15 protein-coding genes are annotated in these 12,586 nt (G+C 63.2%); 6 read left to right on the top strand and 9 right to left on the bottom strand.

The features are described from left to right. Positions 1-57 precede the first annotated feature (57 nt). Together ATK06_RS04810 and ATK06_RS04805 are read right to left on the bottom strand one after the other, a co-directional pair. A complete protein-coding gene (locus ATK06_RS04810; RefSeq protein ID WP_048380969.1) occupies positions 58-939 on the bottom strand; it encodes a hypothetical protein in 882 nt (293 codons plus the stop codon). After that, complete coding sequence (locus ATK06_RS04805) at positions 940-1,278, bottom strand: hypothetical protein (protein ID WP_048381106.1); 339 nt, start codon at positions 1,276-1,278, stop codon at positions 940-942. 25 nt (positions 1,279-1,303) lie between these two features. Between ATK06_RS04805 and ATK06_RS11070 the strand changes: the two genes are divergently transcribed. Further along, a complete protein-coding gene (locus tag ATK06_RS11070; protein WP_111704112.1) occupies positions 1,304-1,456 on the top strand; it encodes a benzoate/H(+) symporter BenE family transporter in 153 nt (50 codons plus the stop codon). Positions 1,457-1,476: 20 nt separating this feature from the next. Here ATK06_RS11070 and ATK06_RS11490 read toward each other — a convergent pair whose 3' ends face one another. From ATK06_RS11490 to ATK06_RS04795, 4 genes are all read right to left on the bottom strand, one after another. Beyond that, positions 1,477-2,655 (bottom strand): Fic family protein, encoded by a 1,179-nt coding sequence (locus ATK06_RS11490; RefSeq protein WP_048380971.1) that lies wholly within the window; start codon positions 2,653-2,655, stop codon positions 1,477-1,479. Positions 2,656-3,123: 468 nt separating this feature from the next. Next, complete coding sequence (locus ATK06_RS11215; protein WP_161796007.1) at positions 3,124-3,261, bottom strand: hypothetical protein; 138 nt, start codon at positions 3,259-3,261, stop codon at positions 3,124-3,126. 5 nt (positions 3,262-3,266) lie between these two features. Next, the gene (locus tag ATK06_RS11065; RefSeq protein ID WP_048380973.1) at positions 3,267-3,644 is read right to left on the bottom strand and encodes a hypothetical protein; all 378 of its coding nucleotides are present in this window, start codon (positions 3,642-3,644) and stop codon (positions 3,267-3,269) included. Positions 3,645-3,975: 331 nt separating this feature from the next. Further along, entirely contained in the window at positions 3,976-5,331 is a 1,356-nt protein-coding gene (locus ATK06_RS04795) for a sodium/glutamate symporter (protein ID WP_048380975.1), read from the bottom strand. A gap of 90 nt (positions 5,332-5,421) precedes the next feature. Here ATK06_RS04795 and ATK06_RS04790 point away from each other — a divergent pair, with 90 nt between their 5' ends. From ATK06_RS04790 to ATK06_RS04780, 3 genes are read left to right on the top strand one after another with little or no spacing between them, the layout of a single operon-like run. Beyond that, on the top strand, positions 5,422-6,507 hold the full coding sequence (locus tag ATK06_RS04790; RefSeq protein WP_098388923.1) for an NAD(P)-binding domain-containing protein: 1,086 nt from the start codon (positions 5,422-5,424) through the stop codon (positions 6,505-6,507). A 31-nt stretch (positions 6,508-6,538) separates the two neighbouring features. Then, positions 6,539-7,594 carry an LLM class flavin-dependent oxidoreductase gene (locus ATK06_RS04785; RefSeq protein ID WP_048380979.1) on the top strand — a complete coding sequence of 352 codons (1,056 nt, stop codon included), beginning with the start codon at positions 6,539-6,541 and terminating at the stop codon, positions 7,592-7,594. Between the two features lie 36 nt (positions 7,595-7,630). Continuing rightward, on the top strand, positions 7,631-8,695 hold the full coding sequence (locus tag ATK06_RS04780; RefSeq protein ID WP_053072852.1) for a hypothetical protein: 1,065 nt from the start codon (positions 7,631-7,633) through the stop codon (positions 8,693-8,695). Here ATK06_RS04780 and ATK06_RS04775 read toward each other — a convergent pair. Then, entirely contained in the window at positions 8,692-9,474 is a 783-nt protein-coding gene (locus ATK06_RS04775) for a nitrilase-related carbon-nitrogen hydrolase (protein ID WP_048380982.1), read from the bottom strand. The genes ATK06_RS04780 and ATK06_RS04775 overlap by 4 nt on opposite strands. 99 nt (positions 9,475-9,573) lie before the next feature. Between ATK06_RS04775 and ATK06_RS04770 the strand changes: the two genes are divergently transcribed. Next, positions 9,574-9,816 carry a hypothetical protein gene (locus ATK06_RS04770; protein WP_048380983.1) on the top strand — a complete coding sequence of 81 codons (243 nt, stop codon included), beginning with the start codon at positions 9,574-9,576 and terminating at the stop codon, positions 9,814-9,816. Further along, positions 9,807-10,940: an alpha/beta hydrolase gene (locus tag ATK06_RS04765; protein WP_053072853.1), complete on the top strand. Its 1,134-nt coding sequence runs from the start codon at positions 9,807-9,809 to the stop codon at positions 10,938-10,940. The genes ATK06_RS04770 and ATK06_RS04765 overlap by 10 nt, the downstream gene beginning before the upstream one ends. Here the strand turns inward: ATK06_RS04765 and ATK06_RS04760 are convergent. Both ATK06_RS04760 and dnaJ read right to left on the bottom strand, forming a co-directional pair. After that, complete coding sequence (locus ATK06_RS04760; RefSeq protein ID WP_048380986.1) at positions 10,937-11,338, bottom strand: heat shock protein transcriptional repressor HspR; 402 nt, start codon at positions 11,336-11,338, stop codon at positions 10,937-10,939. The two genes, ATK06_RS04765 and ATK06_RS04760, sit on opposite strands and share 4 nt — an antisense overlap. After that, positions 11,339-12,520, bottom strand: a complete 1,182-nt coding sequence (gene dnaJ / locus ATK06_RS04755) for a molecular chaperone DnaJ (protein ID WP_048380987.1) — start codon at positions 12,518-12,520, stop codon at positions 11,339-11,341. Between the last annotated feature and the right edge of the window lie 66 nt (positions 12,521-12,586).

Below are 12,586 nucleotides of genomic sequence, written 5' to 3'. Positions count from 1 at the left end.
CTTTAAATATCCACAACTCTTCGACAAGACAGCTGAAGTTGGCAGACTCATAGGTTCTCACCTTAGCTGGTCACCCCTAGCAGCGTCTTCGGAATACCCACCATCCCGATCACGTTGCTGCCACTGCCGTTTTTGCTGCTCGGACCTCTTGTGATTCCGTACTGCCAGGAATGCAAGCACGACTGCGATGGCCAGTGGCATCCAGATCTTGGAGTATTCGGCGAGGAATAGGATCCAGTCGGGGACGTCGAAATGCGGCAGCGAGGGAAACGGAATATGCGGAACCGGTAAATCAATCTGCGGCAACGTAGGCACTGGCAGGGTGATGTCGGGAAGCGAGGGAAGATCCGGGAGGTCGAAGTCGGGGAGGAAGCTGAACAACCAGTGCAGGAACCGCCCGACCAAGGGGCCGAGCACCAAAAGCGCGATCGCCCACCCGCTCTTACCCAGGCCGGCCATAAGTGGGTAGGCCACTCGCTTGAAGTTCGAAGATTCCATCTCCGCATAACGCTTCGCCCCACGTGAGTCCTCAGGAGGGGTGAACTCGACGAGGCCGGTGGCGTCGCGGAAGTCGATGCCAAGAACTTCGCCAAAAATGTTCGACCGTATCTCCAGATGCGGCTTCGTGCGCAGCGTGGACGCCGACGACACAGAGGTCAGCTTGTTCGGGTCGATGTGGCGGCTCAACGCGACGCGCCCGTTGGGGACGTTGTCGAACTGGCGGCGAACCTCACCATCGACGCTGATCTGCAGGCGTAGCTGCGGGTTGCCGGCCCATTTTTTCAACCGCTCAAGATAAGAATCTTCAACCAAGTACGGCTTCGCGTCCCGATCTTCGTCGCCCGGCCAACTCGGGTCAATGGCGCGGAACTCTGCATCAAAACCGGTGGTGACCTCGATCGCGCCGTAATCGGGGTGGTCCAAGCGCCAGGTTTCCACTTACGCAGCCTTCCGCGCACGCCCGAGAGGCAGGTGGCTTCCGACCAGTGCGAGCACCACCAGCACCGGCAAATAGATCCAGGTGCCCTCGTCGAAGTACATGCGCATGGCGATGAAGTAAGCCACCCCCACGATCACTGCAAAGGTGAGGTTCGGGCGGTGCAGGTGGGCGTCGATAAGCGCACCAACGAAAGCGATAACTAGTAGCCCTGCGAGGATCCAGCCGCCGACGGCCGTGTGCGCAAGTGGCGGGCCGAGGATGATGAGCGCGGCGGTGACCGCGGGCGTGACCCAGGCGATGGGACGGCGCGGCTTATCCTCCGAGGCTTCCTGTTGCATGGCAAACAGGCTAGCACGCAGTTGAATGTCCCGGCCACAGAACAAGGCACGCACATTCCCGGGCGCCCTCACCTGCTTTCTCATCACCGTAGCGAACCTGAGTGTGGCCGGCGTCTCTGCCCCATTTTGGGGAATCCTCATCGGCTGCGCGGTGGCGTACGTGATGGACCGCGAGTAGGTGGTTGGGGTTGCTGGCACTTAGTCAAAAAGGCTACGCCGGTTGAGGTCCGCGAAGTCGTCGAGAAGCTCCAAGAGCTCAGGTGCACGCCAGGCGCGGGTGCGCTTGTCCAGCTGACTGTCCACTAGTATGCCTTGTTTCTCCAGCGTGGTCAGCGCATTCAGCGCAGAGGCAGTTGTCGCGCCCAACTCTTCGGCGACGATACGCGTAGTCAACACTGGGCGCTGCAGCAATAGTTCCAGCACCCGCCATGCCAGCGCGTCCGAGCGTGCCTGCAGCCTACTTCCCCATGAGCGCATGACGGCGCGGAGTTCACCGGCTAGCCACGTCCCATGCTCAACCGCCTCCAGTGCTGCTTCAGCGAAAAAACGAACGATGGGATCCAGCCGTCCGTCGCGGTAGGAGTCCAGGGCTGCAAAGTATTCGTTGACCCGGTGCAATAACGCCACAGAAAGCGGCACCGGCCCATTCAGGCTCAGTCCCCGGGCTTTTAGAAGCACGTGGATAAGAGCGCGACCAGTTCTTCCGTTACCGTCGGCGAACGGGTGAATCGTTTCGAACTGCGCGTGTGCAATCGCGGCCTGCGCAAGTGCCGGCACATCGTCCCGGCAGATGAAGGCTTCCAAATCCTGCAGCAGCTCAGGGATATGTACGTGGTGCGGGGGCACGAACAGTGCACCGCCAGGATGATGAGCGTCAGGCCCGCCGATCCACACCGCCTGCTCGCGCACGCGGCCGGCGATGTCTGGTTCCGCCTCGCGCAACAAAATCCGATGCATTTCTAAGATTGTTCGCAAGTTGATCTCTTCGGCTTCGATTGCACTGCGCATCTGACGGACATTCGCAACAATCAACTGGGCATTACGAGACCCGGCACCCGAGATTTCTGCTTCAAAAATCTTGCGCGACGATGCGGTGAGCTGCACGATCCTGCTAGACGCCACGGATTCACCCCGCAGAAGTAAGGGGATGAATGGCAGGAGATTTGTTGACTCCTGCGCATCGAAACGCGTGATCGCTACGGTCGCGCGGTCGGCGAGCGCAATAGTAGCTGGCTCTATAACTACTTGCTCATGTGCGATGGCGGGGACGATCGCACTCTCATAGTGACTTGGCGTGCGCTGCCGTGCCCGGCGCGACAGGTTCTCCAAGGACCCCTCCCACGGCAACATTTCACGTGAAACACTCGGCCAAGTCATACAGCAAAACTTAGCATGCTATCTTTGCGTGTCCACGGAAACCACCAAACTTAAGGGTATAAGTTTGCGGGTTTGCAGGCTTCCGCAAAGTTAGTGGCTTAAGTTGAGTTGACCCGGTGCCCGTTTCCTATCCATACAGTGCATGGATAAGGCGACGCTACCTGAGGTTGGCTGGGATTGTCGCGAAGCCTCCATTCTGCAGGTTTCCAAAAAACGTGACCTGGGGAAACGCGCCTACAGGCAACGCAGAATGGAGGCTTTGCGACAGCCCGCCGGTTTCCCCTCCGGTTTCCGCCCTGGTCCGTGCACCGAAGCCAGTCACTCCGTGAATAATTATGAGCCAGCCTTAACTTCCCAGGTCGGCCCGCCACCCCACGAAGCCCGCGACCTGGGATATTAAGCCTGGCTGCAAAGGCTAGCTTTCGCGTCCAGACGCACACCCGGAAGCCGCAGGCAAGCGTGTAAGCGTTATCCCTGGGAGCCCATCACCCGGTGGCAGCCGGTGGAATAACTCAGCCCGAGGTCATTCTTCTGCGTTAACCTGATGTCAACATAGCCATCAGTGAGGGGGTTGTGGAAGGTTGTCATCTCTCCAGAAGAACTCACAATTTCTATGGTGTACCCCAGTGGTTTGACGTGCTCACCCAGAATTTCGATAGCCGCATCTTTTTTTTCTGCGGCTCAAAACCTCTCATGAGGCCACCAATGCCGGAGTCGATCCGAGCTATATCGACCGCTTCTCCCCCGCAGGCTCCGGGCGAGTTGGGTTTATCTTCAATATCCCAGGTAGTACCGGACGTTAGTTCTTCACGGATGTCCCGCCGAACATCGGTAAGCGCACTACGCAGCGCCAACTGAACTTCTTCAGCTCCCTGACGTTCGGAAAGTGGCAGCTGACCGCGGGAGTCAGATAGGTAGGGGTCTCCCGGCACGCAGGAGCACGGCGCAACACTGGCGACAGCGACGGTGAAGATGGCGTATTTCTTCATGGCTTTGACTCACAATCAGCGTAGCGAACTGGATATGCGAATCATCGTGATAACTATATCGGTGATGCGATGCAACCCGTGGGGCGTTAGAGCGCCTGCATCCTTGATCAGCATCCTTGACTGACATCTTGTATACGCCAGGTCATAATTTCAGGCCGCCAAAACCCGACCTGGCGTATACAAGATGCGCTACAAATATTCACACCAAGAACGCGCCCAGCCCCTACCCCAGCGCCCAGCCCCCAACCCCCAGCAACAAGAAAACCTCGCCACCTGCGCATTGACGCACCGGCAGCGAGGCCACACACCTAAAAATCAGCTAACCAAAAACCTATTCCACTTGTCCCGGCAGTAGGTCGGCGGTCTTTCCGGGCGCCCACCTGAAGATCCACGGGGAGGCCAGGATGAGCGCTGCGATGATCGTCGATACTATGCCTAGGCCTAGTGTCCATCCTGCGACAACGGCGATTGGTGCGATGACTGTCATGCCGATTTCGAAGGGCGCGAAGCCCACGTAGGCGACGCCGTATTCGTTGAGGGTGCCGGATTTCATCTTCGGGTCGACCATCTTGAGTAGTGCGATGCCGGTTGCGACTGCGGCGGTTGCCCAGCCCCAGCCGAAGATGCCGCGTTCGACCCATTTTTCACCGAAGAATTTCGGCGCGAGGTAGGCCAGGAAGATGAAGCAGTAGATGATGCCGATGACGAACAGGACCACGAGTGGGATCCAGTAGTCGGCGATTGCGGCCGGCACGATGGATGCGATGCCGAAGGCGATGAGGTAGTCGGTGGCTGCGCCGGAGACGGTGTTGATGGTGTCGCGGTCCAGGTAGTCGGGGGTTTTCACGGCGTTGAAGAAGAGCTTCACGACGATACCGACAACGAAGGACATCGCAAACAGTGGGATGGAGACCTGTGGGAAGAGGTCGTTGATCCAGCCGTTGAGGTAGTACGCGGCCATAACCACGAGTGTGACCACGCCGGCGTGCAGGGCCATCGGTTCGATGGAGGATGGGCTGGTGGTTGCTTTACCGATGGAGGGGCGTTCTTCGAGGCGGTCGATGTAGCCGGAGAGTAGTTCGGCCGGCAGTTTCTCGGGGAGGTCTGCGGTCTTGCCCTTCTTGATGGCCCAGGATGCGAAGATCACGCCACCGATGATGGCCGCGAAGGTACCGACGGTTGCGGAGGTAAAGCCCAGGGAGGATGCCACACCATTCATGTCCATGGCGTTGTCCATCGCGGAACCCACAGCCGCCGCGGTACCGAAGCCGCCGACGAAGCCGACGGGCAGCATCATGCCGAACCACGGTTCGGTGCCCCAGACCGGCTGGAAGAGGAAGAGGCCGAGCAGGATGAAGATGCCCCACTGACCCATGAACATGCCGGCGGAATACGCCCACATGGTGCGCGCACCGGAGCGCACGGAGCGGTCGAACTGCATACTAAACGGCATGGACGCGAAGACCACGGCGATCAGAATCGTGGTGTAGGCGCCCATCTTGTCGGAGAAACCGATCCAGCCGAGGACCTCGGGCCCGAAGATGAGGCCCAGCAGGCCGGCGGTGATGGAGGACGGGATAAGGAGGTTTTGGAATAGTTTCACCCGGCGGCGGATAAAGTTGCCGATGACCATGAGGATGGAGATCCATCCGACGTCGATAAGCAGTGAAAATGGGGTGTATTCCACGCTAACCTCCTCTATTTAATATGCGGTCGAGGCTTTAAGACGACCATACTGTGACCCAGTAAGCATACCCGGAAACGTAGGATTAGGAACATGCTTTCCCCCGTAATCATCATTGGCGCAGGTCAGGCAGGTTTGGCAACCGCCCACGAGGTACTTAGGCGGGGGATAACTCCTTTGCTTGTCGACGCCAACCCCGCCCCCGGCGGCGCTTGGTTGCACAGGTGGCCGTCGCTCACGCTGGGTCGAGCGCACGGTATTGCTGATCTTCCGGGTTTTCCGCTGGATAGGCCGTCGAGAAGCATTCCGGCGTCGCGTGTGGTCAGTGACTATTACGCCGCCTACGAGCAGCATCTGGGGCTGGATGTGCGCCGGCCGGAGAAGGTGCTGCGGGTGGAGCGCGAGGGCGCCGTTTTTGTGGTGGCCACGGATAAGGCCGAGTACCGGGCGCGCAGTGTGGTGTCGGCGACGGGGACGTGGGATTCCCCGTTTGTGCCGCACGTGCCGGGGCGTTTCGGCGGGCGGCAGCTACACACGGTGGATTACACGCGGGCGGAGGATTTCGCTGGCCAGCGCGTCCTCGTGTTGGGCGGCGGGTTGTCGGCGGTGCAGTTTCTCCTGGAGCTTGCGCCCGTGGCGGAGACCACATGGGCCACGCGCCGCCCGCCGGCGTTTACGCAGCGCACCTTCGATTCACATTGGGGTTTGGACGTTGAGCGCGCGGTGCGGGAGCGCACGTTTAGTGGGAAGCGGCCGGCGTCGGTGGTGTCGACGACCGGTATCCCGCAGTGGCCGGAGTACATGGCAGCTGTCCGCGACGGCGTGTTGGTGTCGCGGGGGTGGCCGGCGCACCTGACGCGGAGCGGCGCGGTCTTCGGGCAGGCGCCTACGGCCAGCGACCTGGTCGTGCCGGAGAGTTGGGATCCCTTCCCCGCTGGTCACGCTGAGGAGTACAACGTCTTGTTCTGGAACACTGGCTTCCGGCACAGCCTGGGGCACCTGCGCGGGTTGGGCCTGCGCACGGGTGGCCCGCGGATGCTCGACGAAGTCACGCCGGAGGGCCAGCCGGGCCTTTTCCTGGCGGGTTACGGTTCGACGGCGTCGACGACCGGCGCGAATCGGGCGGGGCGGCGCGCGGGTCTGGCGGTGTCGAGGTATCTGCGCAACCTAGACCGTTGACACGTCAACATAATCCCCGTAGGGTGGAGCCATGAAATACTTTGGATTCCTTTCCTTCGGACATTATGCACTTCCAGGCCAACGCGGCCCCAGCGCGAAAGACGTACTCCAGCAGTCCGTCGACATCGCACAAGCCGCCGACGACCTCGGCGTGAACAACGCCTCCTTCCGCGTCCACCACTTCGCCCCGCAGGGCGCGTCCCCCATGCCGCTGCTCGCGGCGGTCGCGGCGCGCACCAAGCGCCTTGAAGTGGGCACCGGCGTTATCGATATGCGGTATGAAAACCCGCTCTACCTGGCCGAAGAGCTCGGCGCCTTAGACCTGTTAGCGGACCAGCGCACCGCAATCGGCGTCTCCCGCGGGTCACCCGAGCCGGCCGTGCGCGGTTGGGAATCCTTCGGCTACCAGGCCAAGGCCCCCAACGGTGCCGACCTAGCCCGCGAACATTTAGAGAAGTTCCTCGCTGCGGTGCGCGGCCACCAGATGGCTACCGCCGCCCCACTGGGCGAGCAGTACCCGCAGATGTACCAGCCGGGCTCCGCCCTGCCGATTTTCCCGCACGTCCCGGATTTGGATAAGCGCGTCTTCTACGGTTCCGGCTCCTACGATTCGGCGGTCCAGACCGCGAAGGATGGCCTGAACTTGATGAGCTCCACCCTGGTCAGCGAGGCCGACGGTTCTTCGCTGGGCGATATTCAGTACGAGCAGATCCAGGCGTACCGCACCGCCTGGAAGGAGGCCGGCCACGACTGGGAGCCGCGCGTTTCGGTATCGCGCTCCATCTTCCCGATCGTCTCGGATGAGGATCGCCGCCTCTTCGGCCCGCACGGCGCCAGCGAGGATCAGATCGGTTCCCTCGGGGAGGGCCGCCAGGTCACGTTCGGCAAGACGTACGCCGCGGAGCCGGATCAGCTGATCGAACAGCTCAAGGCGGATAAGGCCGTCATGGACGCCGACACCCTACTGATCACGATCCCGAACACGATGGGCGTGGACCTCAACGTCTCCATCCTGGAGAACTTTGCCAAGCACGTGGCGCCCGAGTTGGGTTGGGAGCCCGGCACCCCGTACATGCCCGGCCGCTAGCCCGCGCATGTACGGCTAGGCCGTATGATGAGCACCATGTTGCACCGTGCTCCGCTTGGTTCTGGACCCTACGCCGAGGTAGCTGACGCTATTGCGTCCTACCCTGACGTATTTCGCGATGCCGTGCATACCCGGTTCTACCAGGACCAACTGGAGGCACGCGCCCTGTTCACTGTGCGCATGGAAGAGGCGCACTTGGATTTGGCACCGCAGGTGTCCGCCGTGCTGGAGCGCGCCCACGACTGTCAGCTTCACGACGACGACGTCGAAATCCTCGAGGCCCTAGGCCGACAGCATCGCCGGCACGGGTTTCCCAGCGCGGTGTATTCCGTTTTTGCGAACGCCCTCAAGGATGGGTTGCGTGCCGTGCTGTGGGAGGCGGGGATCCCCTACTCGGTTGCGGCCGCTGATTCCGAGGTCGTCTTGACCCGCATCTGCGAGACGATGGCGCAGGCTGCCCTGGAGGCCGACTACCTGGGCATCCCACCGGCTGCCGCCGGGGAAGTTATCAGCGTCAACCGAGTGAGCCGGCGCATTTCGGTGGTGACCGTGGACCTGGGACTGCCCATGTTGTACCGGCCCGGCCAGCATGTTTTGGCCACGGCCACGTATACCCCGGGCCAGTGGGTACGGCTCGCCCCGGCGGTTCCGCCTTCGGATTTCGGGCAGGTGGAGTTTCATGTGCACCGCGAACCGGATTCGGCCTACGAGAATCTGGCGTCGGCGCAGGTGGGTGACCATTGGACGTTCGGGCAGCCGGTAGGGGCGTCGATAAGCGATGGGCCGGTGACCGTGATCGCCCGGGGTGCGGGCTACGGGGCGGCGCGGTCGGTGATTTTCTCCCGCCTGGCGCACCCGAATCCACAGCGCATGGACGTGTACCTGCAGGCCGATTACCCCGGTGAGCTGTACGAACTGGCGCAGTTGCGCACGCTCGCGGCGGCGTCGCAGTGGCTGAATATTACGGCCGCCACCGTCCACCCCCGGGACGAATGGTGGGTGAAGCCGGCCGTCCCGGTCACGGGTGCCACGCCGCTAGACGGCCGCGACATCGCGGACCTCATCCGCCCCGATTCCCCGGCGTACCGGGTGGAGTTTTAAAGAATCGGCAGGATTTTCCGCTGCTTTTCGACGTCCTCCGGATCAACATCCACGTACAGAATCTGGGCGTCTTCCCCCGCTTCGGCGATGATCTCCCCATCCGGGGCGGCGACCATCGAATGCCCAATCCCTCGCGGCGCGGAATCCTCCGGGTCGAGGTCGTGGGGTTTCGCCATGTCACACATCGCCACAAACGCCCCGGTGTCCAGCGCCCGAGCACTGACGAGCGTGCGCAGCTGGCGCAGCTTTCCGGGCCCGTGCGCCCACGACGTCGGCACCACGATCACCTGCGCCCCGGCGCGCGCCAAGTCCTGGAATAGGGCAGGAAAACGTAGGTCAAAGCAGATCGCCACGCCTACCTGGACGCCCGCGATCTGGTGAATCACCTGCCGGGAGCCGGGGCGTACGGTGTCGGATTCGGCGAAGTTGAAGGCGTCGTAGGTGTGGATTTTGCGGTACGCTCCCCTGGTCCGCCCGGCGATGAGCGCGGTGTTGTACACCCGGTTCACGGTGCCCACGGTGTCCGCGGGTTCGAACATACCGGCAATTACGGTGACGCCATGCTCGAGGGCGGCGGCCTCGAGGGTCTGCGCGAATTCCCCGTCGCGGCCCTGGGCCTGCGTATCCAGCCGCCCGGTGCCGAAGCCCTGGGAGGTGGCCTCCGGGAAGACGATCAGTTCCGCGCCTGCGCCGGCGGCCTCGGCGACGCGGGCGGCCGCCCGGCGGGCGTTGTCGGCTGTGACGTTTCCTGCGTCAAATTGGACGAGGGCAATTTTCATGGGCCACCTTCCCTGTGGATAACTGGGGTCTTCGTACCATTATCCACAGATTTTTTGGCGGTTTGCGCGCGGGAAAAAATTTCCTGCCACAGTGGGGGTATGCATTCTGAAATTTCTTTAGACACCACCTTTGAGCTGCACTCTTACCAGCCTGCGGTGAGCCCGGGCGTCGATAAGCTCTCCGGGGCGGGGCGCACGGCCGCCGCAACTTTCCATGCCGCGTCGGTGTGGCAGGGCCGCCTTGACCACGCCGCTGCCGAGCACGCGCGCCTTACCGACGGATTGCGCCGCGCTGCTGCCGACGTCCGCCGCCTCGACCGGGAGGTCGCCGCATGGTTCTAGACCCCACCGAACTGCGCGCCCTTGCCGCCGCGTGGGATGCCGCCGCCCGCGCCGCCACCGCCGAAGCACACCTCGCCGCCGACACCGGCCACCACTTGGCCCGCGCCAGTACCGGATCGCTTCACGACGGCGCCCTCCGGCTAACCCACGTCCTCACCCCATGGCGCGACACCGCGGCCGAACTTCGTGCCGGCGCGACCATCCTGCGCCTGACCGCCTCCCTGCACGAGCACCTCAGCCAGTGGGTGCGCCGGCTGACTCCCCGCGCGGAGGCCTCCGGTATGCTCGACCCGCTTCTCGACGCCGCCAGCGCTCTCGGCGACGTGCTGGACTGGCAGTGCGCCAACGCCATCCGCCTGCTGTGTACCCCGACGTGGCCAACCGGTACCACCTTGGGCATGTACCACGACCTGGACCTGGCTGCCGTCCACGAGATGGTCCTGCTGGACAACCCAGACCTGGTACCGCTTGCGTCAGCCCACCCGGATGCGCTCTTCTTGGAAGCCCCCGGTGGCGGGGTCGTGGCCGCGTTCGGCGATATCGATACGGCCCCAGCCGTAGCCACCTTTATTCCGGGTGTCGGGTCCGCCGACCCCGCCCGCTGGGCCAGCAGCTTCGCCCACGCCCGCGCGGTGCACCAGGCAACGGGTGCGGCGGCGGTCGCCTGGATTGGATACAACGCCCCCGCCAGCCTGGACCGCGCCCTGAACAAGGAGCCGGCGCGGCACGCGGGCGCCGAGTTGCGACGCTTCCAGCGGGACCTGCGCGCCCGTAACCCGCACGCCCGGTTGACGGTGATTGGGTATTCGTACGGGTCGGTCGTCGCGGGCACTGCCGCGCGCGACGAGCCTCTTATCGCGGACTCCTTAGTACTTGTGGGTTCGCCGGGCGTGCCCGCAGATTCCGCCGCTGACCTGCATGTGACCGGCCGTGGCGGGGTGCATGCGATGACCGCAGCCGGCGACCCGATCGACCTCGCGGCCGGCCCGCGCGGGGGCGTGCACGGCACAGACCCCACCTCCCGGCGCTTCGGGGCGCGTGTGTGGGAGGTGGGGCCTGGGGATCACGGGTCGTATTGGAACGATCCCGCATTCTTCGATGCGTTACGCCAGATTGTGCGCTAGTCGCGGGGGATCCACATTTCGATGGCCACGTTGCGGGGCACGGGAACGATCTCCCCGCCGGCGATACGTTCGGGGCGGGGCCGGCCTTGGGCGGCGTCGCGGAGGGCGGCGTTTTCTTCCTCGAGTTCAGCGACCCGGTCACGCAGCCTTCGGTTCTGGCGGGTCAGGTCCAGGATTTCCTTGATACCGGCGAGGTTGACGCCGTCGTCTTGCGAAAGCCGCTGGATTTTGCGCAGCGCCGCAATGTCTTGGTGGGTGTAGCGACGCCCGCCGCCTTTGGTGCGCTCCGGGGTGACCAGGCCTAGGCGGTCGTATTGGCGCAGGGTCTGGGCGTGCATGCCCGCGAGTTCGGCGGCTACGGAGATCACAAAGACTTGTCGTCCTTGGCTGTCTACCATTTAGACCGCCCCTTCCCAACCGGCCCGGGGGTCGAAGCCCGAGTCGCGTTCTGCTTGGGCGTAGGTGCGCAGGGCGGAGCGGGCGGCGTCGTCAAGCTTCTCAGGGACCTTGACCTCGACGGTGACCAGCAGGTCCCCATTCTTGATGCCGCGGCCACGCACGCGCAGGGTGCGCCCGGAGCGGGTGCCGGCGGGGACCTTCACGCGGACGGGTTTGTCCAGGGTCGGGACGGTGAGCGTCTCGCCGAGGGCCAGTTCGGCGAAGGATACGGGCACGGTGACTTGGAGGTCGTCGCCTTTGCGGGTGAAGACCTTGTCGGGGCGCACGCTCACGGTGACGAACAGGTCACCGGCGGGGCGGCCGTTGGGCCCGGCTTCGCCTTGGCCAGCGAGGCGTACTTTCTGACCGTCGGTCACGCCGGCCGGGATGCGCACCGTGATCGAGCGCGTCCGGTGGACGGTCCCCGTCCCGTTGCAGGTGCCACACGGGTCTTCGATGACTTCGCCGTCGCCACCGCAGGTGGAGCATGGTGCGGAGAAGCCGAAGGTGCCGCGCTGTTGCTGCGTGTAGCCGGAGCCGTCGCAAGTAGCGCACTTCTTTTTCTTACCCGTCTTCGACCCCGAGCCGTGGCAGGTCCCGCACGGCGCTTCGCCGGAGATGTTCAGGGGGATGGTGGTGCCGGTTGCGGCTTCGCGGAAGTCGAGGGTTATTTGCGTCTCGACGTCCGCCCCGCGCGTCGGCCGAGCTGACTTCCGAGCACCGCCGCCACGGTGAGCGAAGCCACCGAAGATGTCACCAAGACCGCCGCCTTCAAAAAAGCCTCCACCTTGTCCACCAGCTCCTCCTCCGAAGAGGTCGGAGAGGTCGAAGTCTTGGAATCCCGCTTGGCCGCCCGACGAGCGAAACCCGCCCGGGAACCCGGAACCTCCAAACCCGCCACCATTTTTGACCATGGTGCGAAATTCGTCGTATTCCTTGCGCTTGTTTTCGTCGCCGACGACGTCGTACGCCGCTGCGGCACGCTTAAATTTTTCTTCGGCGGCTTTATCGCCCGGTTTCTTGTCCGGGTGATTTTCGCGCGCTATTTTGCGGTACGCTTTCCTAATTTCGTCGTGGGTGGCGTTTTTACTCACCCCAAGGTCGGCGTAATAATCTTTGTCTACCCATTCCCTTTCGGCCATGGGGTCCTCCTAGTGTGTGTTTTGTTCTAATTCTAAATAACTAAAAGGGCGGCACCGCACCACCGT

The organism is Corynebacterium renale (assembly GCF_002563965.1).
Classification (GTDB): Bacteria; Actinomycetota; Actinomycetes; order Mycobacteriales; family Mycobacteriaceae; genus Corynebacterium; species Corynebacterium renale.
The sequence above is the reverse complement of the archived record's forward strand: the minus strand, read 5'-3'. Positions and strand labels throughout refer to the sequence as shown.